The sequence below is a fragment of the Lactobacillus panisapium genome, from assembly GCF_019469265.1.
GTDB lineage: Bacteria > Bacillota > Bacilli > Lactobacillales > Lactobacillaceae > Lactobacillus > Lactobacillus panisapium.
The window spans coordinates 837,483-863,252 of the sequence record NZ_CP048268.1 but is presented as its reverse complement, the minus strand read 5'-3'; the positions used below and the strand labels follow the sequence as shown (position 1 = coordinate 863,252).

The 25,770-nt window shown below is 35.9% G+C and carries 18 protein-coding genes; 6 read left to right on the top strand and 12 right to left on the bottom strand.

Features of this window, described 5'->3' with window-relative positions; translation table 11 throughout:
• Position 1: 1 nt before the first annotated feature.
• Positions 2-1,477, bottom strand: a complete 1,476-nt coding sequence (locus tag GYM71_RS04220) for a glycoside hydrolase family 1 protein (RefSeq protein ID WP_220221033.1) — start codon at positions 1,475-1,477, stop codon at positions 2-4.
• A gap of 119 nt (positions 1,478-1,596) precedes the next feature.
• Between GYM71_RS04220 and GYM71_RS10520 the strand changes: the two genes are divergently transcribed.
• Entirely contained in the window at positions 1,597-2,592 is a 996-nt protein-coding gene (locus tag GYM71_RS10520; RefSeq protein ID WP_220221032.1) for an AraC family transcriptional regulator, read from the top strand.
• Between the two features lie 347 nt (positions 2,593-2,939).
• On the opposite strand, the gene GYM71_RS04210 is transcribed toward GYM71_RS10520, so the two are convergent.
• From GYM71_RS04210 to GYM71_RS04200, 3 genes are read right to left on the bottom strand one after another with little or no spacing between them, the layout of a single operon-like run.
• Positions 2,940-4,406, bottom strand: a complete 1,467-nt coding sequence (locus GYM71_RS04210) for a GH39 family glycosyl hydrolase (RefSeq protein ID WP_220221031.1) — start codon at positions 4,404-4,406, stop codon at positions 2,940-2,942.
• A 22-nt stretch (positions 4,407-4,428) separates the two neighbouring features.
• The gene (locus GYM71_RS04205) at positions 4,429-5,625 is read right to left on the bottom strand and encodes an MFS transporter (protein WP_220221030.1); all 1,197 of its coding nucleotides are present in this window, start codon (positions 5,623-5,625) and stop codon (positions 4,429-4,431) included.
• Positions 5,626-5,643: 18 nt separating this feature from the next.
• Positions 5,644-8,037, bottom strand: coding sequence for a DUF4982 domain-containing protein (locus tag GYM71_RS04200; RefSeq protein WP_220221029.1), 2,394 nt, complete (start codon positions 8,035-8,037; stop codon positions 5,644-5,646).
• 105 nt (positions 8,038-8,142) lie between these two features.
• Here GYM71_RS04200 and GYM71_RS04195 point away from each other — a divergent pair, with 105 nt between their 5' ends.
• The gene (locus tag GYM71_RS04195) at positions 8,143-9,252 is read left to right on the top strand and encodes a helix-turn-helix domain-containing protein (protein WP_220221028.1); all 1,110 of its coding nucleotides are present in this window, start codon (positions 8,143-8,145) and stop codon (positions 9,250-9,252) included.
• Positions 9,253-9,509: 257 nt separating this feature from the next.
• On the opposite strand, the gene GYM71_RS04190 is transcribed toward GYM71_RS04195, so the two are convergent.
• The 3 genes from GYM71_RS04190 to GYM71_RS04180 form a co-directional block, all read right to left on the bottom strand.
• Complete coding sequence (locus GYM71_RS04190; RefSeq protein ID WP_220221027.1) at positions 9,510-10,490, bottom strand: alpha/beta hydrolase; 981 nt, start codon at positions 10,488-10,490, stop codon at positions 9,510-9,512.
• 35 nt (positions 10,491-10,525) lie between these two features.
• The gene (locus GYM71_RS04185) at positions 10,526-11,719 is read right to left on the bottom strand and encodes an MFS transporter (RefSeq protein ID WP_220221026.1); all 1,194 of its coding nucleotides are present in this window, start codon (positions 11,717-11,719) and stop codon (positions 10,526-10,528) included.
• Between the two features lie 168 nt (positions 11,720-11,887).
• Positions 11,888-12,898: an AraC family transcriptional regulator gene (locus GYM71_RS04180; RefSeq protein ID WP_220221025.1), complete on the bottom strand. Its 1,011-nt coding sequence runs from the start codon at positions 12,896-12,898 to the stop codon at positions 11,888-11,890.
• A gap of 179 nt (positions 12,899-13,077) precedes the next feature.
• Between GYM71_RS04180 and GYM71_RS04175 the strand changes: the two genes are divergently transcribed.
• Genes GYM71_RS04175 through pgmB form a run of 3 tightly spaced genes read left to right on the top strand, consistent with a single transcriptional unit; the run spans position 13,078 to position 18,256 of the window.
• A complete protein-coding gene (locus GYM71_RS04175) occupies positions 13,078-14,781 on the top strand; it encodes a glycoside hydrolase family 3 protein (protein WP_103752197.1) in 1,704 nt (567 codons plus the stop codon).
• An 18-nt stretch (positions 14,782-14,799) separates the two neighbouring features.
• Positions 14,800-17,616 (top strand): alpha-L-rhamnosidase, encoded by a 2,817-nt coding sequence (locus GYM71_RS04170; RefSeq protein ID WP_220221178.1) that lies wholly within the window; start codon positions 14,800-14,802, stop codon positions 17,614-17,616.
• On the top strand, positions 17,597-18,256 hold the full coding sequence (gene pgmB, locus GYM71_RS04165) for a beta-phosphoglucomutase (RefSeq protein ID WP_103752196.1): 660 nt from the start codon (positions 17,597-17,599) through the stop codon (positions 18,254-18,256). Before GYM71_RS04170 ends, pgmB begins: the two co-directional genes overlap by 20 nt.
• A 109-nt stretch (positions 18,257-18,365) precedes the next feature.
• Here the strand turns inward: pgmB and GYM71_RS04160 are convergent, their stop codons facing one another.
• The 5 genes from GYM71_RS04160 to GYM71_RS04145 all read right to left on the bottom strand — a co-directional run bounded on the left by GYM71_RS04160 (position 18,366) and on the right by GYM71_RS04145 (position 23,411).
• Entirely contained in the window at positions 18,366-19,451 is a 1,086-nt protein-coding gene (locus tag GYM71_RS04160) for a PTS sugar transporter subunit IIC (RefSeq protein ID WP_220221024.1), read from the bottom strand.
• Positions 19,424-19,546: a hypothetical protein gene (locus GYM71_RS10420; protein WP_258566335.1), complete on the bottom strand. Its 123-nt coding sequence runs from the start codon at positions 19,544-19,546 to the stop codon at positions 19,424-19,426. The genes GYM71_RS04160 and GYM71_RS10420 overlap by 28 nt, the downstream gene beginning before the upstream one ends.
• 178 nt (positions 19,547-19,724) lie before the next feature.
• Positions 19,725-21,110 (bottom strand): MFS transporter, encoded by a 1,386-nt coding sequence (locus GYM71_RS04155; RefSeq protein ID WP_220221023.1) that lies wholly within the window; start codon positions 21,108-21,110, stop codon positions 19,725-19,727.
• Between the two features lie 248 nt (positions 21,111-21,358).
• Positions 21,359-22,705, bottom strand: coding sequence for a glucose-6-phosphate isomerase (locus GYM71_RS04150; RefSeq protein ID WP_103752193.1), 1,347 nt, complete (start codon positions 22,703-22,705; stop codon positions 21,359-21,361).
• A gap of 91 nt (positions 22,706-22,796) precedes the next feature.
• Entirely contained in the window at positions 22,797-23,411 is a 615-nt protein-coding gene (locus GYM71_RS04145) for a VanZ family protein (RefSeq protein ID WP_103752192.1), read from the bottom strand.
• Positions 23,412-23,551: 140 nt separating this feature from the next.
• On the opposite strand from GYM71_RS04145, the gene GYM71_RS04140 reads away from it, so the two are divergent.
• Entirely contained in the window at positions 23,552-25,744 is a 2,193-nt protein-coding gene (locus GYM71_RS04140; protein ID WP_220221022.1) for an LTA synthase family protein, read from the top strand.
• The last annotated feature ends 26 nt before the right edge of the window (positions 25,745-25,770 follow it).

Genomic DNA, 25,770 nt, shown 5'->3' with positions numbered 1-25,770 from the left:
TTTACTTATTAAAATTTGTTTTCTTGTGTTGCTTAATTCTATTTTTATACCAATAAAAAGAGTCTTTCTTGTAACGCTTTCCAGTTCCATTACCGGCATTGTCTAAGTCTACGTATATAACACCATAACGTTTGTCCATTGTTAAAGGCCCACATGAGACTATGTCAATAATCCCCCACATTGTGTAAGCAATTAAATCCACGCCATCTTTAACAGCCTCGTCAAGCTGATCTATGTGTGCTTTCAAATAGGCAATTCTGTAATCATCATGAACTTTATGGTCTTCAGTTAGTACATCATGAGCACCTAAACCATTTTCAGCAACAATAATTGGTAAGTGATATCGATCATAAATTTGATTTAAGGTGAAGCGCAAGCCGATTGGATCTATTTGCCAGCCCCATTCTGATTCCTTTAAATAAGGGTTTTTCTTTGTCATAATTAAATTACCGGCTGTTTTTTCCCAATTTGCTTCATTTGTAGATACTTGTGAAAAATAATAAGAAAAGGAAACAAATCCCACGGTTCCGCTTTTTAATAGTTCGGCATCACCAGATTCGAAATGAATGTGAACATTAATCTTATCAAAATACCGTTTCATGTATTCTGGATAGTAACCGCGTGCAAGTACATCTAGATAAAACCAGTTCGAATATTGATCATCTTGTATTGCTTGTAAGTTATCTTCTGGCTTTGATGTAGCTGGGTACGTTGTAAAGCGAGCAATCATTGCACCAACTGGTTTTCCGGGAACCAGTTTCCTGCCTAACTGAACAGCTCTTGCACTACATAAAAATTGGTGATGCAGACACTGAAAAATTTTTTGATCCATATTTTCCTCTTCTCCTGGTATAAGACAGACGCCATCCCAAGGAGAAAATTTAGCTGCATTAATTTCATTAAATGGAAGCCAGAAATCGACTAAATCACCGAGACGTTTGTATAAAACAGTTACATATCTTTCAAAGAATTTGATAATCTTTCTGTTTTTCCAACCACCATATTTTTCAACTAAATTAACCGGAATATCATAATGAACCATTGTTGCAAATACTTTAATACCATATTTGTGGCATTCTGAAAACATGTCACGGTAATACTCGATACCTTCTTCATTAGGCACAGCATCGTCTCCATTTGGAAATATTCGTGACCAACTAATTGAAGTTCTAAAAATTTGTAGACCTAGTTCAGCAAAAAGTTTGATGTCTTCTTTATAATGATGGTAGAAATCAATTCCCCGTCTGAATGGATAATATTTTGTGCCATCGCTTTTTAAAGCAGTATCATATTCCTTTTTTGAAAACGGGTCTTTTTGGTGCTTTTCTTCAATTTGCTCTGGAGTCCATGCTGGATTTAAATACCGTAAATCTTGGGTGGAGATTCCTTTACCTCCTTCTCGAAATCCTCCATCAGCCTGAGAGCATGCAATTGCACCACCTAGTAAATATCTTTTATCATAATCTCTTTTTATCATATATTTTTCCCTTCCTATATCCATTGTATATAACGCTTACAATGCTATAATATAAGCAGTAAATATCTTTTTAAATATCATAATTGCTTAAGAGTCTTATCATATTCAATAAAAGAATTATGAACAGAATACTAAATAAACAAATTTATCAAACTACTGATAGTGAAAAATGGCATTTACAGAATAAAAATAAGCTAAGTCCCTTTTATAAATCATTGAAAACTAAAAATTATAATGGTAAAAAAGTGTATTTTTTTGATTTTATTAATACACTAAAAGGTTGTAATGTTGGTATGATCAGAGAAACAAGATATACTATCATTCCTCCTCATCTACATAAAGATATGGAAATGAATTATGTATATTCAGGCAAATGCACATTTTTAATTAATGGTAAGAGGATAACCTTAAAAAAAGGCGATATTTGCATTTTAGATACTGACGTTGTGAACAGTGCGGAATATAAAAGCAAGGACGATATTGTTTTCAATATTATTTTTAAAAAGGAATTTTTCTCGTCAGTATTTCTATCGCAATTTAATGGTTCGAATGTATTAAGTGAGTTTTTATTAAATGCAGTTATAGGAAAACGGTGCTTTGACAATTTCTTAATCTTTCATACTTCTAAAATGCCGGAATTTGCTGTTGTATTTGACATGATTTTGAGAGAGCATTATTTTCCAAAGGCAAACAGTATCCATGTAATTGAAAGCTACTGTTCAGTATTGCTTTTTTATTTAAGTCGTTTGGTTAGCGATGTTAGCCAGAATTTAATAATTGACGATAATGACAAGAACGTTCTAATGATACTTCAGGAAATTGAGTATTGTGATGGCAACTGCTCTCTAAATGAACTAGCAGATAAATTTCACTTTTCAACCAGTACAATTTATAAATTATTGATGAATACAACTGGTAAAAACTTTACACAAATTAAAATTAGTGCACAGTTAGAAAAAGCAAAGTTACTTTTAAAAGAAACATCAATGTCAATTACAGATATTATGTTAAATGTAGGTATAAAGAATACTACTTTCTTCTATAATAAATTTTATAAAGAATTTGGTGAAACACCTAAGCAGTTCAGGCAAAAGAATAAATCAATTGAAATATAGTTTTTATAGATCTTATTTTTTAAGTAATGAATCATCATTAAATCTTTCATTTATATGAGACAGAATGAGTCCGAGAAGAAACTAATTCTTTTAACGAAAAAAGCAAGTAAAGCCCCAGAAATGATGTTTTACCTGCCTTTTTCTTCTTACCTCACCAAATTGACTATTAAGTCTGGCTCTTTATCACTCTTTACAAATTCAAGGTTATAAGCTTCTTTTTTAGATTATTTTCGACTTTTGCATGCTTCCTTAACCGTATTTTCGCATGCTAAAAAGCGTTGAACCATCAAGTTCAACACTTTTTGTTAATCAAAGAGAATAGTTTTTTCTCCAGACTCTTTTTATGGTTATTCAAAATAATCAGGAATAGTAATCAATGCGCATGATTGTGGCATTAGTTCTAGGTTAATCTTGCCATTTTGTATTTTTATACTTTCAGGTTTTAGCTGCGAAGCGACACGCAAATCTTTAACTTGGTCTTGACTAACATAAGTTGGTTCTCCCATTTTCTGCCACAATTTCTTAGGATTAGCATGATCTTCATCAATTCTTTCTATTTCACATATACCACTTATCGTTTTATCTAGATCTATTTCCAATTGTTCTGTTTTAATTGGTTCTTTTGGTACATTATGGTTATACGCCACGATTTGTAAGTTATTTTCCTTTTGGACAGCTAAGATTTCAGCAGTAGCATTATTATTATCTTCAACATTTATTCTTTGATTACCGAGATTGTGGAATATTTCAAACAACCTATAAACCGGCTTTTCGATTCCATCAACTGTTTGCATGCCGAAACCACCATGAAATACTCCCGGCTTTTGAGATTCTTCTTCAAAGATATCTGAAAATGCCCAATAATCATATCCTTCAACTAGTCCATCATTGTCAGCTAAAGTTTTAGCCACCATCGCTGCTCCATAAGGAGTATCATGAGCGGAATCGCCAACCATCGCTGAAACACTCCACTCTGTGTAAAATAGTGGGTAGTTTTTGGCTTCATCTCTTGTCTTAGAAGTCATAACTTTGAGTATTCCTCGAGGATAATCTTGTGGAACGCCATTAGTCTTTTTAAAAAATTCATCAATATCCATGCCACTTTCCCACAAAGGATCATCTGTTGGATAATGATGTGTCGAAACAAAGTCCAGAGGCAAATTATTTTTCTGACAAAAGTCAATCATATCAGGTATCCATGAATTGTAAGATGTGGCTGGTCCGCCAAAGCGCAGTTTTTCATCAATCTTCTTAGCCGTTCTTACTGTTATTTCATACAAGTGGAAGTAATCCTCTTTTGTACCTGAGAAAAAGCGGGATAAATTTGGCTCATTCCATACTTCAAAGTACCATGATTCAACCTCATCCTTACCATAACGCTCAAGGATATGCTCTATAAATTTGGCAATTAACTTTTCCCATGACTCATCAGATTTAGGCATCGAATTATTGCCACCATACGGAAAGATTTTATTTTTTTCAGAAGCTAAACAGCTTGGCATAAAACTTAATTCTACAAATGGCTTCATCCCAATTCTGATTAAAAAATCATAAATTTTATCAATATTAACGAAATTATAGGTGATGCCTTCTGACTTACCTGTAAAATCAAAGTTTTCGACGCAGACACTCATTTCATCGTCAAATAAGCCGTGAAAACGGACGTATTTTATACCCATATCTTGGTGTACCTTGGTTAATTGTTCTTGGTAATCTGCTCTTAACGCAGTATAAGCGTGACTACTGCCAACACACATTTCCCAATAATGTGAAAACGATTTTTTTGAATTTGAATTTATTTTAAAATTTAACATTTTGTTTCTCTCCTACAATAAATCAATTATTATCTTCTGCCCTCTTTTTTACTCTTGATCCGAACCTAGTCAGTAATAAAACTAACGCTGTAATTACTGAAACAGCTATTCCTGCTAAAAAAGAATCGCGGCCCGGTGCTATTTTTACAGCTGCCAGTAACACTGGCACAAACATCCCTGCCAATGAACCAATTAAGGTGTTAATAGAGACTGCTAGTGGAAATTGTTTTTGATCAGTTAAAATTGACATTTCATATGGCGCAGTTGCGTTAACTAACACGATTCCCATGCCTGAAAAGGCGTTACCGATAATATGCAAAATAACGTTAGATGAGAATATTATGCAGATGAAAGATAATGCGAATGCAATGAAACCCCAGGCAATCGTATCATCCCTAGTAAGCTTTCTAATATAAGTTAAAAATGCTGCAGTGATGATACCGCCAATATTACCTAGCGCCGTAACCATTGCTACATAAGCAGTACCCTTATTTTGTCCTGCTAAAACAATAGATTGATTGGATAAAAAAGTCATCATTGCTATTGAAAGCATAAAATTAACCAAATACAAAACATAAACATAGCCACTAAGATGTTTTAATAAAGACCAAAAGCCCATTTTTTTAGCATCATTACTTTCATTCTGATTAGTGCTGGCAAGTTTTTGATCTTGTGGAATTAAGAACAATGCAAGAGCAAAAACTACCAAGCCTAAACCATAAATCCAGAACAGATTGCGCCAATTGCTGTTACCTAAAATGCCACCCAATGCGGTAAAGATCATCATGCCAACATTCGTAACACCGGTAGCCCACCCCATGGTAGTGGCACGTGCTTCTCCTGTAAAATTCTCCTGCAATAAAACTGGTACAACATTAGTAATAGTCCCTGTACCAAAGCCAACTAGGACCATGCAGGCCAAAATCAAGTTAAGACTGCTACTATAAATTGCCGGAATTAAGCCACCAATTGTTACAAATAAAATCGCCATTAAACCTAGATTTTTACGGGTCATTTTAAAAGTTAAATATGCAAAAAATATTGTAGAAATAATTTGACCAAGTTGCGGTATTGAACCTAACAGTTGTACTTTAGAAATGGGTTCTGTAGAAAATGACCTTGCTATTGCTGCAATTGCTGACGTGACAGCTGTACCCAACATTAACAGCAAGTTCATACTCAATATACCTATTGCCTTTAAAATTTGTCTTTTAGTCATCAAAGTTACCTTCATTTCTTAGTTAAATTCCACATAAACTTGCGGCAAAACATTTTCTTCATGTTTGACAATTACAACTGCTTTACCAGAAAAAAGTTTAATTTTGCTTAAGGAATATTCACTGATATCTGAAGGATTGCCGTTGACTAATCCGATGATCTGTCCATTTTCCGCTTTAATTTTTAACAAGTGATTATCATCAGGAACAAAGTTATTTTGTTTATCAATTGCTTTCAATTGAAATAAAGTACATTTTTTACCATGATACAAAACACTAGTATCTACTTTACTTATTTTGCCACTGGTTTCTTTTTTATCATCTAGCAAAACGTTATCTTTCACGTATCCCCTGGCTAAAAGCTCTCCCGGTTCATATTCAACTAGCCAATCACATTCATAGTTTTTAACGACTTTTTTACCTAAACTTTTATGGTTGATAAATAGTTCGACTTCATCAAGGTTTGAAAAAACTCTAACCCTAGTTTGACCATTTTCAATTGTTAAATCAGTCTTATTCCATGAAGGCATCAAATGAAGTACCGGCTGATGCTGCCACTGAGCCTGATAATAGTAAAAATAATCTTTAGGTAAGCCACCTAAATCCATAATTCCAAACTGAGAACTAATCCCCGGCCAGCCAAAAGGTGATGGTTCGCCATAATAATCAAAAGCAGTCCATAAAAATACCCCACTCATATATTCATGCTCATGTATATAAGACATCACAGTTTCAGGGCGTGCAGTGCCCCCTACTCCCGGATCACCAGGCTTTCTTTTACCGGGTAAAACCATTGAGTACAAAGAGCCAAAATTATTAGTGTGACAGTTTACAGCATCATCTTTGTAAATACCACGAGTTGAAAAGTATGACGCATTTTCAGTACACATCATAGGCAAGCCCGGATGACTTTGATGAATAAGTTCAGCTCCTTTGCCCATGACGCCGGCTTCAGGATAATTAACACCTAATATGTCAAAATACTTAAGATAATCGTCATTTACTTTTCCCTCAGGATTTAACAATTCTGCAGAAATTAATAAAGTATCCGGAGATAAACTACGAATAATTTCAGTAATCTTTTTTACTGAGCGGCAGCCATACTCTGTGTTGCCAATAATTTCTTCATTGGCAATTGACCAAAATGAGATAGATACATGGCAACGACTTTTCTTTATCATTTTGGTTAAATTATTTAATCGCCATGGCGTAGCTTCTAGAAGCCGGTTTTCATCAATTAAAACTATTCCTAGGCGGTCACATGCATTTAACAATTCTTCTGAAGCAAAATGGTGTGCGCTCCTAAGGGCATTAACCCCCATTTTCTTAAGCCTTTTGACCTTAAAATCAATAATGTCCTGATTCAAAGCAACTCCCACTCCACCGAAGTCCTGATGCTCACATACACCTTTCAATTGATAAAGACATCCATTTAAATGAAATCCGTTGACATCATAGCTGACTGTTTTAATACCAAAACTTCGTTCTAAAAAGTCATTTTCAATTTCCAATCTTGCTTGGTATAAATTGGGATGCTCAGGCGACCACAGTTTTGGCGCTTTAATCGCAAATATTTTATTAAACTGTCTTGCGGACCGTGATTGTAAAGTTACAGTTTCAAAATCAAGTTGAATCTTTTGATTAATTTTTATTTTTGGCCTGATAGAAACGGGATGATCCAGATCATTTTTGACAGCAAAGTTGACCATCATCTTGGCATTTTGCTCATTTATTTCCACTGTCCTAAAGTAAAACTCATCGCTTTCTAAATGGACTAAATCTCTAACTTCAAGCCAAACATTTTTATAAATTCCGGCTCCTTCATACCACCATCCTTCTGAACCAGTGGTAGTATCCGTGCGCACAAGAATAACATTGTCACCAGTACGCGCAAATTTGATTATTGCTGAAATATCATAATCGATTGCCACATAACCACTATCGTTATGTCCTAAATAACAACCATTAAACCAAACATCACTTGACCCCATAATGCCATCAAAGTGTAGCAAATACTCTTTTTCTTTTAGCGATTCTTTTGTTAGGTTAAACGTCTTACGGTAATACGCTATTCCGTTATTCTTAGACCCTGTCATCAAAGTACTTGAATCATTTTGATAGGGTTCCCGTCTCTTCCAATCATCAGGGATGTTTATTGCCTGCCAAGTTTTATCTAAAGATTTAACAAATTCCGTCCCAGCTAAATTTTGTAAGCCCTTATTAACATCGCCATTAGATATTAAGCTTAAGAAGTGATTGCCTCCGGGACCAATTGGTAGAATATTGCCAGTTTCATTTTCAAGTGGTGCCGTTAATCCTCCAAAAGCATAAGACTTTTTTGCCAATAATTTTGGCTTTTGGATTTCACCAAAATGAAATTTCCAGTTATAATTTAATGAAATAGATTCGTTCATATTTGCCTCCATTTTTACTTTCAAGCGTAATTATAAGCGCTTTCATAAACTAACCAGATATACTTTTTAGTGGTAAATTTAACAAAATTAGTGTTAGGAGAAAAAATGAATCGTCGAATTTATATGTCTTACGATGCAATTCAAAAGTACTTGTCTTTCTGTTTTTTAACAAAACATCAAAAAATTTCTTTGTTAGATGCAATTTTTCATTTATACCAAAAAAGCAATTATTCGTATAAATTGCCTAAAAATGTAAATTCATTAACCATGGCTCATGATAGTTTTTCACTCTATCAAGGCTTGCAAAATTTAACTGTTGATGTAACACCAATTATTCAAAAACCTCAACAGATATACAAAAATGTGTCAGAGTCTTATTTCATGTTTGCAGAAAAAGACGCCAAAATTTTACTACAATTTCAAAATGAATTAGTACACTTTCATGAACATGATTATTTTGAAATAGATCTTGTTTTAGAAGGAGAAACTAAGTTTTTTACTAATAATTCAGTCTGTAACCTACAAAAAGGCGGTTTAGTAATAATTTCCCCTGGTACTGCTCATAAAATAGAAGTCATTGAGAGAAGTATCGTTATCTGTATTGTGATGAAAAAAAGTACTTTTGATGATTCATTTTTTAATTTAATCAAAGCTGATAACATACTGGCGGATTTTTTTAATAAATGTCTTTATAGTTCCACCGAAAATTATTTAACCTTTAACGTTCAAATCACCAAAAAAATATTGCAAATAATTCAAAATATATTTGTTGAATCTTATTCTTCCTTACCACAATCAAATGAAATTTGTTGTAACCTTATTTCTATTTTATTATCCTATGCTCTCAGAAGTTTAAGCGAGACAAATAATTTTAAAACTTATAATGATGTCCATACTAATAACTTTTCCAAAATCATTAATACCATTAAGATGGACTGTGATACCGTCAAATTGAAGGAATTGGCTCGACGATATAACTATGATAAAGCCTACTTAGGAAAGTTAATTTCTAAAAAGACCGGTTATTCTTTTAATTATTTGCGCAATTATTACCGCATACAAAGAAGTTGTAATTTATTAAAATACACTGATGACAGTATTAGTAGCATCAGCGAACAGACAGGCTTTAGTTCAGTTAACAGTTTCGAAAGAAATTTTCGCCAATTATGCAAGCTCACTCCCAGTTCATATCGCAGAAAGTATGAACGTTTTTAATATATGACCCCAAATTTCTTATCGGTATTACAAAATTATATAAAAAACCAACTTTGACCTGCAGTTCAAAGTTGGTTTTATCTTATTAATCAGCCATTAATTTACGACGTTAATCCAATAGTGGACAAAATAATTCGAGATAGTGATGAACAAATATGGCTTTTTAGCATAGTTTTTCGCAGTGGCATCGAATTATTTTCGCAATCCGAAAAAATTCTATTTTTTATGACACTCACTAGCTAGTGGGAGCAATTTTCTTAATTTTTAGCGTTGCTTTCTTCTTTATCCTTCATTTCCTCAAAAGGACTCTTTGCGGGCAAGTCTAAGGCAAAGCGTTTTTCTAACCATTTTGTACATAGAGTTGTCCATTGGCCAACAATTGGTTCAATTTGTGACTTGGAATCAGCCACAGCTTGCGTTGCCAAGCTTAAGCCATGAGTTCCCTCTCCAAAAACGTGAATTTCATACGGAATTTTATTTTCTGCTAAGCAGGATGCCATATGTAATGAACTAAGTGGAGAAATTAATGGATCAGTTGCTGTTGTCCAAATAAAGAATGGTGGTGTTTCACTATCAACGTGATCAACTGGACTGATCTCACTTTCCAATTCTTTATCTGGAAACTCAACACCAGCATAAGCCACGTTAGAAGCTTTCATAAAGGCATATTCACCAGGTGAATCTTTCTTAGCACGCAATTGCTGGTCTAACAAATGATAATCAGTAAGAGCGTAGCCAATAATTGCAAATGCTGGTCGCAATTGTTCACTACTTGCATTCAAATAATCAGTTAAAACAGCCTCGTTATACCTGGTAGCATAGAGCGACGCAACATGACCACCAGCTGAAAAGCCACACACACCTATTTGATCAGGATTGACATGCCATTTTTCAGCATTTCTTTTAATCAAAAGCATTGCCTGGCCTAATTGTCGAATTTGCTTAGGATATATTGTCTCCTTTTTTAATGGCAAAGGCTTGGATAAGTCAGGCATTTCTAAGCCATGACTAAAGTAAGTTGTGTAGCGCAGTACAAAACTATGATAGCCCATTGATGCAAAATACATTGCGACGGGTTCTGCTTCACGATCAGTACAACTAAAGAAACCACCACCAGGACAAATAATAATTGCTGGTCTTGGCTTGCCCTTTAGTGTTTCTGGTGAATCATCCAAAACATAGGTAGTCAGAGTAACATTAGGGTTATCTTCATCTAAGTTATATTGTTCAACCTTCATAATACATCCCCGAATCTTTTATTCTCTACTAAAAATTATTTGTTTTTACCTTGTTCTTTTTCAACTCTAGAACCAAACCGAGTGATAAATAATAACGCAGCAGTTACTAAAGAAATAACTATTCCGGCAATATATGAATCACGTCCTGGTGCAATTTTAACAGCTGCTAATAACATTGGCACAATCATACCAGCAATCGAACCTAACAAAGTGTTGATTGAAATTGCTAATGGGAATTGCTTTTGGTCTGTTAAAAGTGACATTTCAAATGGTGCGGTGGCATTAACTAAGACGATTCCCATTCCTGAAAAGGCATTACCAATGATGTGCATCACAATATTTGATGAAAAGACAATACAAATAAATGAAAGTGCAAAGGCAATAAAGCCCCAAGCAATTGTATCTTTCTTAGTGAACTTTCTGATGTAAGTTAAGAATGTCGCAGTAATAATACCACCTACATTACCTAAAGCAGTTACCATAGCAACATAAGCAGTTCCTTTTCCTTGTGCAGCCAAAACAATTGATTGGTTAGACAAGAATGTCATCATTGCCAAAGAAAGCATGAAGTTAACTAGGTATAAAACATATACTAGGTTGTTCATTTGCTTTAACAGAGTCCAAAAGCTTTCTTTCTTGCCGCCATCTTTATTTTTATCAGTATTTTGCAGTTTGGTATCTTGTGGAATTAAGATAAATGCCAAGATGAAAACAACTAGAGCTAATGCATAAACCCAGAAAAGGTTTCTCCAGTTAGTGCTACCTAAAACACCACCTAAAGCAGTAAAAATCATCATTCCGATATTAGTTACACCGGTTGCCCAACCCATTGCTGTAGCTCTTGCTTCACCTTCAAAGTTTTCTTGCAATAATACAGGAACAACGTTAGTAATGGTACCAGTACCAAAACCAACTAGCACCATACAAGCTAGGATTAAGTTTAAGCTGCTACTATAGATTGCTGGTAAAACGCCGGCAATTCCGACAACAGCAACTGCTAAAAGTCCTAAATTTTTTCTGGTCATCTTAAAAGTTAAATATGCAAATAATGCCGTAGCAATAATCTGACCTAATTGTGGAATCGAGCCAATTAACTGTACTTTAGAAATAGGCTCCTTGGGAAATGACCTAGCAATTGCCGCAATAGCGGAAGTAACTGCTGTAGCCAGCATTAGCAATAGATTCATACTCAAAATACCTATTGCTTTAGATATTTGTTTTTTATTCATTGATTCTTCTCCTTACTTGGATTCGCTTTCAAATTTCATTTAAAAGTATATTAGCCAGAAGGAGTTGTGACCATATTCAAAAAACAGAGAAACTATATCCATTTCCCAGTTTTTAATAAATAACAAGAAAATAAAAATGATCAGTAAGTTGTCTTACTAGTCATATTTTTAACTATTTTTTTGACGGTATTCAGCTGGTGAAATCCCAAAATACTTTTTGAAAATTTTGTAAAAATACGAAGGATTTTCATAACCTACCCTAGTTGCAATCCTTTCAATTGGCGCTGTCGTATAGGTTAAGTATTCAGCTGCAACATTGATTCGCTGTAAATGCACTAACTGAATAAAGGTCTTACCAGTATGCTTTTTTAGATAGTCGGATAAATAATTGGGATTAAAGCCAAAGTGGGTGGCCATCTTTTGCAATGTAATGTTACTGTAGTGTTTTTCAATATATAAAAGAAGTGACAGTAAGTTATTGTTTTTCTTGCGAAAATCCTTCACCTTGATTTCAGCATTAGCCGCTTGCCTAATTAGCAGTGAAAATAACGTGAGCATTTCCAGCCGAATTAACTGATCGGACTGAATATCAGGGTGGTAATATTCTGAAATAATGTCATAGATCAAATTAGTGATCTTAGCATCATGGTTAACCTCAAATAGGCTATAACGTCCCTCACCATATTCCTCATTGGATAAAAGGGAAAATAAAATATTGGAAATGTTAGAACCATTTTCGCGGTGGTTTAAATAGTCAAGCTCATTTAAAGAAAAGGCTGAACTTCGTAATGCAATGTTAACAACCACTCCTTTTTTACTTATTGGCTTAACTTTATGAATAGTTCTATTTCCCATAAAAATTAAGTTGTTTTGTTTAACTTTAATTTCGGAATGCTCTAATACCACCACACAGTCTTCAATTAATGGGATCATTATTTCAACATAATCATGAATATGATATGGAATAAAAGACTTAGTCGGTTGTGCTGCAATTGAAATAGAACTGCTGTTAAGTGTTAGGTCATCCGAATAAGTGTCAAAAAAGCGGTAGATTGGTTCATCCCCAATTTGTCCGACTTTTTTTGTTAGATTACCGTTTTTTTCAACCGTAGCGAGAACATCCGACCAATTTCGGGGTGAATTATTTTTTCGCAATAGACGCAATATTTCTTCTTTCAAACTGCTTACTCCTTTCTTTTGTTGGTAGTGTGCTGTTTATTTAAACTTTAATCTCTGTTTAAAAATAAAATCTGTGAAATCAACACAATATTTATGACTTTTGGCAATAGCGAAACCGCTAACGCTAGATTAGAATAAATCTTAAATCAATTTATATTTATAGCACACGGAGGAAAAATATGACAGACCTATCTAAAAAACCTTATAACTTGTCTGCTGCGCAAATTGACTTTGTCAAGCAAAAAGTAGCAAGCATGTCAACCGATGCCAAAATCGGTCAACTTTTCTTTGTTATCGGTGAAGACGAAGAAAACACGGACTTGAAAGCATTTGTCGAAAAATATCAACCAGGCGGAATTATGTACCGTCCCGATGATGCCAAAAAACTGCAACACGAAATTGCAACTTCACAAAAAGCAAGTGACATTCCACTTTTAATCGCAGCTAACCTTGAAGCTGGTGGTAATGGACTTGTTAATGGCGGTACATGGTTCGGCCGCCCATTACAGATTGCTGCAACTGATGATGCTCAAAACGCTTATAACTTAGGAGATGTCTCTGGTTACGAAGCAAAACAAGTTGGTGGCAACATGTCATTTGCACCAATCGTCGACTTGGACCAAAACTTCCGTAATCCAATTATGAATGTCCGGACTTATGGGAGTGATAAGGAACGAGTAATTAGAATGTCTGATGCTCAAATTGCCGGATTAAATGCTAACCACGTTATTCCTGTTGCCAAGCACTTCCCTGGTGATGGTGTCGATGAACGTGACCAGCACTTATTGAGTTCGATTAATTCGCTTTCGGCTGATGAATGGATGAAATCCTACGGAGAAATTTATCATCACTTAATTGATAATGGTTTACCAAGTATCATGATTGCTCATATTATGCAGCCTGCTTGGGAACGCCGACTTGAGCCAGGAATTGAAGATAAAGATTTACGACCGGCTTCAACTTCTAAGCTTTTAATTAACGGCTTACTTCGGAAAGTTTTGAACTTCAACGGCTTAACCATTACTGACGCAACGCCAATGATTGGTTATAACGCAATCATGAAGCGCTCAGAAGCTTTACCTGCAACAATCAATGCCGGTATTGACATGATTCTCTTTAATAAAGATATTGACGAAGATTATCAATTTATTACTGATGCCGTAGCTAACGGAACTATTCCAATGTCACGCGTTGATGAAGCTGTTACGAGAATTATCGCAACTAAGGTAGCACAAGGCGTAATGAATACCGCAGGTGAACTTTGTGAACCTTCATCAAGTAATTTCGACTTAAAGCTAGCAGAACACGAAAAGCTTGCTGCTAAGGTTGCTGAAGAATCAGTAACGCTTGTTAAGGATCGTGATCAATTACTGCCAATAACACCGAAGAAATATCCACGAGTTCGTCTTGTCGTTTTAGGTGATACGGATGATGGCGGCTTTAAAGAAGGTGGTAAAGTAACTGCCAAGTTTAAAGAAAAACTTGAGGAAAAAGGATTCCAGGTTTCCGTCTTTGACCGAAAGCACTTAGACTTCCAAGAAGTTTTTGAAGGTGGCGTCCAATTTGAAAAAGATCGCTTTGACCTTGCCTTTTACGTTGCCAATGTTGAAACTGCAAGTAACCAAACCACCACTAGATTAGATTGGATTCATTTAATGGCCGCAGATGCACCATGGTTCATGAAGGACATCCCAACTGTCTTTGTTTCCACTTGCAACCCTTACCACCTCTTTGATATCCCAATGGTTTCAACTTACGTCAATGCATATACTGGCAACGATGTTACTATTGATGCTTTATTAAAGAAAATGATGGGTCAAGAAGAATTTCTCGGTAAAAACCCAGTAGATCCTTTCTGCGGTCGCTTCGATACCCGTCTATAGAAAGAGAGTAAAATCATGATTGAAATTAATCAGATTACAATTAATCATTTAACCGAACCACTTGGTTATGATTTAGATAATCATTTACGGGTTGACTTTAATCTTACTAGTTCTGCCGCTATGCAGAACACAAAGAAAAGAGTCGTAGTTAAAGCTGATCAAGAAATTTACGATTCAGACTGGCAAGATTACAAGAATAACTTTTTTGATTTTGCGATTAACTTGCAGCCTAGAACGCGCTATGAATTAACCGTTTCGGTAAAAAATGCTAACGATGAAAGCAGTAAAAATAGTTTCTTTGAAACGGGTAAAATGGCTGAGCCATTCACTGCAAGTTGGATTGGCAATTCTAATAAAGATCTTCAAAATACTTTGCTTTTAAAGAACTTTGCGTTAACAAAGCCGGTAAAAAGTGCTCGTCTTTACATGACCGGTCTAGGAGTTTATGAAGCCTACCTGAATAAGGAAAAAGTTGGCAATGAAATATTGGCCCCCGGTGTAACCGCCTATGACCAATTGGTTCAAGTGCAAACTTATGACGTAACCAGACTTCTTCAAAAATCCTCTGACCAAGAATTATTAATTTCACTTGGTGATGGTTGGTATAAAGGCAATTTTGGTTTTGATGGCGGCCAAGACAATATCTATGGCGATCGCCAAATGGCTATTGCTGAATTACATGTTCAATACGATGATAATTCAACAGAAACAATTTTAAGTGATTCCTCCTGGAAAACTACTTCCGGTAAAATCACTAAGTCGGCTATCTATTATGGTGAGGATTATGATGATACTCATGTAATAGCTGACTGGGAGCCGGTAACCGTACTCGATCATCCTAAAGAAATTCTACATGATCGTTTGAGCTTACCTCTTAAAGTTAACGAATACCTTCCAGTTAAAGAAATAATTACGACACCTGCTGGTGAAACGGTCTTAGATTTTGGTCAAAATCATGCTGGATGGCCAGAATTCTTTAACCGGAAAAATAGCGGCACTACACTTAAATTACAGGTTGGCGAAATTCTGCAAAATGGTAATTTTTACCGTGACAATTTGAGAGAGGCTCGGGCAGCATTCCACTATACTTCAAATGGTGAACAAAAATGGGTTCGTCCCCACTTCACTTATTACGGCTACCGCTATGTCAAAGTTACTGGCAATACTAAACCACTAACTAAGGAAGATTTTAGGTCAGCAGTGATCTATTCAGACATGAAAACTACTGGGGCTATTAAGACAGATAATGCCAAGGTTAATCGCCTGTTAGCTAACGTAATGTGGAGTCAAAAGAGCAACTTCTTTGATGTACCAACAGATTGTCCGCAGCGTGATGAACGTCTTGGATGGTCTGGAGACGCAGACATTTTTTCAAGTACTGCTGTCTTAAACATGGATGCATACGCATTCTTTAAGAAGTATGCCCGTGACATGCAAATTGAGCAAAACAATCACGATGGCATGCTCACTATGTATGCCCCAGCAATGGGTAATGACAGTGGTGGAGCCGCTATTTGGGGTGATGCTGCAACCGTCATTCCGTGGACAGTTTATGAAGCATACGGTGATCCAGCAATTTTAAGGCAAAACTATTCCAGTATGAAGGCTTGGGTTGACTGGATTAGTCAATCGACTTCAACACCAAATCTTTGGACAGGATGCTTCCAGTTTGGTGATTGGTTATCACTTGATGGTGAAAATCCAGCAATGCCTACTGGTAAAACTGATGAAGACTTCATTGCCTCCGTTTACTACTACTATTCAAGTTCAATCGTTTCTGCCGCTGCTAAAGTTTTAGGTCATCAAGAAGATGCAGCAAAATACGCTGAACAGGCTAAAGCTATCAAGCAGGCTATTAGAGCTGAATATATCACGAACAACGGGCGTCTAGCAATTGACACCCAGACTGCTTATGCATTAGCACTGCGCTTTGACTTAATTCCTGAAGAACAGAAAAAGCGTGTCGTAAGTGATTTAGTGACACGCCTTGGTAAGGATAATAATCATCTAAAGACTGGTTTCGTGGGTACCCCATTAATTTGTCAAGTATTGTCAGAAAACGGTGAGCATAAATTAGCTACCCAAATTTTCTTAAACGAAGATTTTCCAAGTTGGCTTTATGCCGTTAACCTTGGAGCTACTACCATTTGGGAACGTTGGAACTCAGTTTTACCTGACGGTTCAATGAACCCTGAAGGAATGAATTCATTAAATCATTACTCCATCGGAGCAATCATGCAGTGGGTTTATCAGCAAGTTCTCGGTCTTCATCATCAAGAAAACGGCTACCAAAAAGTTGAGTTTGCACCACAATTTGATTATCGTCTTAAACATGTTCAGGGCCATTATGAAAGCTCATATGGTGACCTGCAAATTGAATATCAACTTGAAAAAGACGAAAAACACACGATTGAAATTAACTTAACTATTCCATTTGGACAAACAGTAACGGTTAAATTGCCTCGGACTAACGGACAAGTGCAAGTCAATGGCGTAAGTGAAAGCCTACCATTGACCCTTACCGGCGGAAAATATGCTATTAGCTACCAACCAGTAACTAGTTACATTGAATATTACAATTTAGCAATGCCTGCCAAGCAACTTATGGCTGACCAGGAATTAGTTAAAAAATTAGAACCAATCAATGACGTATTTGGCTTTTTGAAAGATCCTAAGAATCTGGAAACTTTTGGTGGTAGTTCTTTAACCGAGATGAACGTGATGCTCCCATTTATTAATATTTCAGATGATGATTTTGCAAAAATCAAAGAAATCATGGTACAAACACCATTAGCAAGTGAAAGGAAGTTCTTAAATGAAAGGCGTACTGTTTGATCTTGACGGCGTAATTGCCGATACCTCCGTTTACCACTTTCAGGCATGGCGCAAATTAATTAAAGATCATTTTAACCGCGATTTGCCTGACGAATTAGAAAAGCAAACTAAAGGAGTTAGTCGTAAAGACTCTTTAACAGCAATCTTAAACTATCTCGATATCAAAGTTAGTGATGCGGATTTTCAAGAAATGACTGACGAAAAGAATAAAGTCTTTCGTGAATTACTTGCCAGTTTAACACCACAAAATATTCTTCCAGGAATATCTGATTTAATCTCCCAATTTAAACAACATGATGTTAAATTATCACTAGCTTCAGCCAGCCTTAATGGCCCTTATATCTTAGAGAAACTACAATTAAATTCTGTTTTTGATGCAATTGCTGATCCAAGCAAAGTGGCAGCGGGTAAACCTGCTCCGGATATTTTCCTAGCAGCAGCATCTGCAATCAATGTCGATCCTAAAGACTGTGTTGGAATTGAAGATTCAATTGCCGGTATTAAAGCAATTAATAAAGCCGGTGCACTTTCAGTTGGCGTTGGTGCTAAAAATGAGTTGAGTGAAGCAAAACTACTATTTCCTGATACCTCAGCCCTAAACTATGACCAAATAGAATCTGCTTGGGAAGAATTTAAGTAGCTTAATCGACCCTTTGAAATTGAAAAAAACTTAAACAAACAAAAAAGGATTCAACCTCTTTAACTTGAGGCTGGATCCTTTTATTTTGATATAAACTTCGGCAATAGCTTTATTCACCTAAGTATGCGAAAACAATTTTTTCATCATATACATGAAAGATTTTTTCAAAAACAAAGCGGCAAATAATTGCTACCACAGCCGGAATAACAATCCAAACTACTAATGCTAGAATGACGCTAATGCTAGCCTTGCCCGCATCAATTGAAGCAAGCGGACCAACTAATCCGACTAACCCAAAACCAGCTGATGCCGGCGTTCCGCTAACATGGAATAAGGCTACCGGAATGGCAGAAACAATTGCAGTTATCAGGGTTGGCAGTAAAATAATTGGATGTCTAAATAAATTAGGCATCATCATCTTCATAGCCCCCAGAGCCACTGCCAAGGTAATACCGGATTTATTTGTCCGCCATGAGTGAACAACTAAGACGATTGTTGTTGCGGCCACACCCATTGCTGCAGCCCCAGCTGAAAGACCATTTAATTGGATAGCCATTCCAATTGCTACAGTTGAAATAGGAGAAATAATTAAAATTGCAAACATGCAAGCAATTAAGATACACATAAAAATTGGTTGTAAATTAGTAAAGGAATTAATAACAGTCCCTAACCACGTCGTAATTTTACTTACGTACGGTAATATCAACAGGCCAATCCAGCCAGCACCCCCACCGATTAGAATTGGGGCTGCAACGATTTTAACCGAACCAAAACGGTTGCCAACGAGTAAGATCAGGCTGGTAGCCAATCCAGCTGTAATCATTGTGTTAATTAAATCCCCTGTTCCTGCGGAAATAAATACACCAGGAGCTTTGGTTGCTGGATTGACAATCTGAGGAACAAATTTGGTTACACCCGAACCGACATAAGCTGCTGCCGCAACTATCGCTACATCTAAAGGTGCCATCTTGAATTGAATAGCAATGAGGGCACCAATTAATAAAGGGGTGGCACATTGAAAAATCAAAAGTGCCTGACCTATTCCTGCTGTAACTTGATTTTGACCAAATAATTTTAAAATGGCACTCACTACGGCGTTCGGAATTAAGCCGACAATAATGCCAGTAGCAGTTCCTGCTAGAATATTGTTAAAAAAGGTTTTAACGGTTAATTTGCTGTTAGTTGCATCTGCCATGAGAATACTCCTTTACTTTTTACTCTTGCCTTTACATGTACCCTACCTTTCAAAATGACTTTCAACAAATCTTGGTTAGTAATGACTTCTTGCATGATTCTTCCTCCTAAAAATAAATATAGTTAAATATTTTAACATTAAAAATGAAAAAGTAAATAAATTAATTAATAATTTATTAATATTACTCTTTTCATAGTTCAAATATGGTAGAAAACAAAGCAAAAAAGCCTTACCTTACGGTAAGACTTTAATAATTAAAAATAGGAATTTATTCTATTTTTGCGCTTCTAATCTAAATAAATTTAAATAGCTAAGAAAAATAATTACACTAATGACAGTCATGACCAAAAAAGCTACCTGACTACCTTGAGCAGTTAACACGGCATAATTACCCGGCCTTTTTTGCCAAGCTGAAATAATTGTTGCCATCACTGTCGTGCCCATTGAACCAGCATATTGTTGCCCTGTTTGAAATACCGCGGTTGCATCAGTATGCAGTTCATCTGGTTGCAGTTTCGAAGCCTCCGCCATTGTATTATTAAAGGCCATTTGCCGACCAATAATCATAATGCCGTAAAAAACACCGACTAAAAGCGTAGAAATTTTTAGGCCAAAAATGGTAAATAATAAGCTGGCACTGAAGCAGAACAATGTTCCCGTCAAAAATGGAATCTTTGGGCCTTTTTCATCATAAATATGGCCAAACCAAGGATTCAAGATACCACTTAAAATACAGCCAGGTAATAAGACCAAGCCGCCGACCAAAGAACTAGCATGATTAACGATCTGAACGTAGTTAGGTAAAACAAAACTTGTACCAATATTAATAAACTGTAATAACAAGTATGAGATCATCGCAAAGATGAATGGTTTATTCTTGAAAATAGCTAAATTAATGAGCTTCTTATCGCTCGTCTTAGATAATTTAATAAAAATGAACACCAGAATTGCGACAACAATCATACTAAGCCAAAACCCAAGATCAGTTAAGCCATTGCTGATGCGGTTAAAGCCAATATTAAAGATAACCATTGCTGCCGCAATAACACCGTAACTTAGCCAGTCAAAACTTGGGTGCTTTTTTTCATGATACTGTTCAACCGTAAAAAATCCAAGTAATAACACCAACAAAGCGATACCGGAAACAATATGAAAAATTAATGGCCAGCCAAAGTAATATACAACTGTTCCACCAAAGGTTGGGCCTAGTGATGGTGCCAAAATGACGACCAAGCCCGTTAAGCCCATATAAAAGCCCCACTTTTCTTGTGGCATCAATTCAACAACCAGATTAAACATTAATGGAATTGATAAACCTGCCCCGACTGATGAAATCAATCGACCAGCTAGTAAAACCCAGAAATTTTGGGCAAACCCGGCAACAAGCGAGCCGCCAATAAAAGCTATGGCAGCAGTTAAAAATAACTGCCTAGCCGAAAAACGGTCATTCAAATAAGAACTCGAAACCATAATCACAGCAATCATTAGCAAATAGCCTGTAGTTGTCCACTGCACTAGCCCTAAACCGATATGAAATTGTTTCATTAACGTCGGAAAGGTAACATTTAAACTAGTTTCCGTCAAAATTGAGACAAAGGCCATTAAAGCACAGCTAATGATTGCCAAAACGTGTTTGGGCGTTTCTGTTTTCTCTTTCATAATAAACTCCTTATCTTTAATAATAAAAAAAGAGTAAAAAGCGATTAACTTTTACCCTTTCCATAATTGACTAAATATCAATAATTTAACATGTACAGGATGAACTATACTAATTTTGTTTTTCCAATTTACCTAATTTCTCAATATGATTGATAAAACAATGCTATTAAAGATAATGTTAGTAAATACACTTAAACTATTTTATTGCTTTTTCGCAAAAAACGCAATTAGCTTTTAAATAAATAGTCTTATTCTTTTTCAAAGCGAGCTGAAAGATCATCGTGTAAGTCTTCATAACCAGGTTTGTTTAAAAGACCAAACATGTTGCGCTTGTATTCTTCAACACCAGGTTGGTTAAATGGATTAATACCATTCAAATAACCGGAGATTGAAATTGCTAATTCAAAGAAGTAAATCAAGTAGCCTAAGGTATGCTCAGTTTGATCTGGAATGTTAACAGTCATCACTGGGACACCACCATCAGTGTGAGCTAAAACTACACCTTCATATGCGCGGTCATTAACAAAATTGAGGCTCTTACCTGCTAAGAAGTTCAATTGATCTAAATTACGGTCATCTGTTGGAATTTCAACATCATTTGCAGGATTCTCGACTCTAATAACAGTTTCAAATAAGTTTCGAAGTCCTTCTTGGATATATTGCCCAAGTGAGTGCAGATCAGTAGTGAAGTTAGCACTTGCTGGCCAAATTCCCTTGTTGTCCTTACCTTCAGATTCACCCATCAATTGTTTGCACCATTCACTAAACATTCTTAATGTTGGTTCATAGTTTTCAACAATTTCTGTCGTGTAACCTTTACGGTATAAAATATTGCGCAAAGCAGCGTATTGATATGGCGTAGCCTTAGTAACATCAGTATCTTGGTAATCACTGCGTGCATCGGCTGCACCCTTCATCAATTGATCAATGTCAGCACCAGAAACAGCAATTGGCAATAAACCTACGGCTGAAAGAACACTAAAACGACCACCGATATCATCAGGAACAACAAATTCTTCGTATCCTTCAGCATCTGCTTCAGTCTTCAAAGCACCCTTTGCTCGGTCAGTTGTAGCGAAAATGCGTTTTTGTGCTTCTTCTTTGCCATATTTTTGAATCAACTTATCTTTGAAAATGCGGAAAGCAACAGCCGGTTCAGTCGTTGTTCCTGACTTAGAAATAACATTGACACTAAAGTCCTTGTCACCAAGCCATTCAATCAAATCATGAAGATATGAGCCAGAAAGTGAGTTACCACAAAAGACAATTGTAGGATACTTTTCTTTGCCCTTTCCGTAAAATGCACCATTTAAGAATTCAACTGCTGCTTGTGCGCCAAGGTAAGATCCACCAATTCCAATACAGATTAATACCTCAGAATCGTCTTGAATCTTCTTAGCAGCTTTTTTAATTCGGTCGAATTCATCTTTATCATAATTAACTGGTAAATCAACCCAGCCGAGGAAATCGCTACCTGCACCGGTTCCGTCTTTTAATTCCTTAGCCGCAGCGTCAACCATGGCCTGCATTTCGCCTAATTCATTTTCATGAACAAACGGTGTTAATTTAGTGCTATCGAATTTAATTAAATTCATACAATACGCTCCCCTTATTGAATTAAATATCTATTTCACAAAACCATTTTAGCAATCTTATTTTATAAATACCAGAGCTTTTTGAATAGTTTTATAACTTTTGCCGAACTCTTTGCACTAGCCAGTAAAGCAGGTACCCCAAGGCTGTACCACAACTATTAAAAAAGACATCGTCAATATCACTCACGCCAGTTGCTAGTAAAAATTGCATTGCCTCTATAAATATCGAAAACATCATTCCGCTTAGTAATACCCTAATAAATGTTTGCTTTTTTGAAAAAACAAATGGTGCCAAAAAGCCAAAAGGCAGAAAACAAACAATATTACCAAAAGAATTATAGACAAAATCTAAGCGGCTTTGCGCATAAAACATTTTCCAAGTTTCTTTCATAAATACCAAGTTAATGTCGCTTAACGGCCGGTGAAAGTTAAAAGAAAGCTGCCACGGAAAGTATGTTCCCCGAAAGGTTGTTAGCATTAACACTAAGATTAGGTAAAATGCAAACAGCCACACAGAGGCTTCGGATTTGATTGTTCGACGTCGCCTTATCGCCATTAGCCACAACAAACGCAGCACCATAAAAACTAAAAAGTAAAAAATAGTTTTATCAAACGCTAGCACAATTAACTTGATCAAGGCAAAATGGTTAATTTGTGTTGCATACATTTGAGCAATTAGGTTATATAGCGGTCCTAAAAATATCATTTTTGTTCAGTCCCATAATAGTATTCATTTAAATTATACTCAATCTTGACCAGTTAATTCTTAAAAAAGGACTAACAATGCAGAAAAGATTGTCTAAAACTGCTGAAAATCTTAAAATAATTAAATAAGGAGAGTTCACTTTGAAAAAAAAGAATCTGATTAAGTTCATTCAGACAAGAACAGGCTTTTTCTGCCTTTTAGTGGTGTTATTCACACTGAAATACATTTTCGCAGCGTATCACGATTTTAACCTGGGCATTTCTGATCCTTACCAACATATTATTATGTGGTTGAGCCCGATTGGCACGACAATTTTGTTAATCGGCATTGGATTTTATTTTCCTAAACCAATAGTTTCGTATTGTGTGATGCTATTGATGGATTTTGCCGATACCGGCTTGCTTTTTGCCAATATTCTTAATTATCGGCAATTTTCCGATTTTATTACGGTAAAAACAATCGCTAATGCCGGTAAAGTTGCACCCGGACTTGGTAAAAGTGCTGTCGCCCTCTTACAGTTTTCCGATCTATTTCTTTGGCTTGATCTAATAGTAATTATCGGCTTATTACTTGCACGCAAAATTAAAATTGATCAAAAATCTTATGGCCTGCTAACACCGTTTGCCATCACTTCTTTTGGTGCAGTGGTTTTGTCACTAAACGTGTTCATGGCTGAATCTTCTCGGCCACGCTTGTTAGGGACAACTTTTGATCGATCATACATTGTCAAATACCTTGGTATTAATACATTTACGATCTATGATGGCGTAAAAAACGAGCAAACTGAGCAAGTTAACCGCAACGCAAATACTGCCGATTTAAATAAAATTTTGGCTTATACCAAAAAAGGCAAATTAACGGTTAATCCCCAATATTATGGTGTAGCCAAGGGCAAGAATGTGATTGTAATCCATTTAGAGAGCTTCCAGCAATTTTTAATTGATTTAAAGGTTAACGGCAAGGAAGTCACGCCATTTCTCAATTCAATCTATCATAACCGGCATTCACTTAGCTTCGCTAATTTCTACCATCAAGTTGGCATTGGTCGGACTAGTGATGCGGAAAATATGCTTGAAACCAGTACCTTCGGTATTTCTGATGGCTCTTTATTTACTGCCCTTGGTAGTTCTAATACCTTTCAAGCCGCACCACAAATCTTACGTGAACACGGCAATTACACGTCTGCCGTATTTCATGGTAATGTGGGCTCATTTTGGAATCGTGACGATGTTTACAAAAATATGGGCTATAACTACTTTTTTGATCAAAATTACTTCAGTTATGACCGCAGTGATCGAATCGGTTATGGTATTAAAGACAAAATTATGTTTGCGGAAAGTGTTAAGTACTTGGAAAGAATGCAGCAGCCATTTTATACCAAGTTTATTACCGTAACTAATCACACTCCCTTTGATATGGACGAAGAAGACTTAGATCCATCTTTCAAAACTGCTGACACGACGGATAAATCAATTAATAATTACTTTGAAACTGCCCATTATCTTGATCAAGCCGTCCGCGAATTTTTTAACTACTTAGATCGTTCTGGCTTAAGTAAAAATACGATGGTTGTCATATATGGTGATCATTATGGTTTAAGCAATTCGGAAAATGAAACCTTGGCTCCAATTGTTGGAGAAAGTTCAGATACTTGGAACAGTTATAACAATGTCCAAATGCAGCGAGTTCCCTTCATGATTTATTCACCTAAAATAAAGGGAGCAATCAAACACGAAGTAGCCGGTGAAATTGATGTTTTACCAACTTTACTTCATTTATTAGGTATTTCTAATCGCCATTATGTTCAATTCGGAAATGACTTATTATCACCCAAATATAAGCCTTGGATTGTCTTCCGCAATGGCACTATCGTTAGTCAAAAATACGTCATCATTGGTGGCAAGGGGCAAAAAGGTGTTGTTTACGACCGTCAATCTGGCAAGCAAATTATCAATTTTACCCAACAAGAAAAAATTGAGATTGCTGCTTTAGCCAAAAAAGGTAAATTATCGCTTAAGTATTCTGACCTATTAAACAATCATAATCTTTTGCGCTTTTACACCCCAACTGGCTTCAAGCCGGTTGATCCGGGACAATTCGATTATTTAACCAATTTTCAGCAAATGGAAGAAATAAGAGAAAAGTTAAAAGGACATTCAACCGCCCTAATAACTAAACACCATAAATCCACTACTAGTTTGTACAAAACAGATGCCGCCGAATTGTCAGGCCGGCATGAAGAAATCACGGATATTCCAGATTCGGTTTCGGGTAATCACTTAGTTGAAAAGAAAAATAAGCCTAGTAAAAAAAGCAGAAAGTTTTATAATTAAAAATTAAGGATATCAGAAAAATTTCA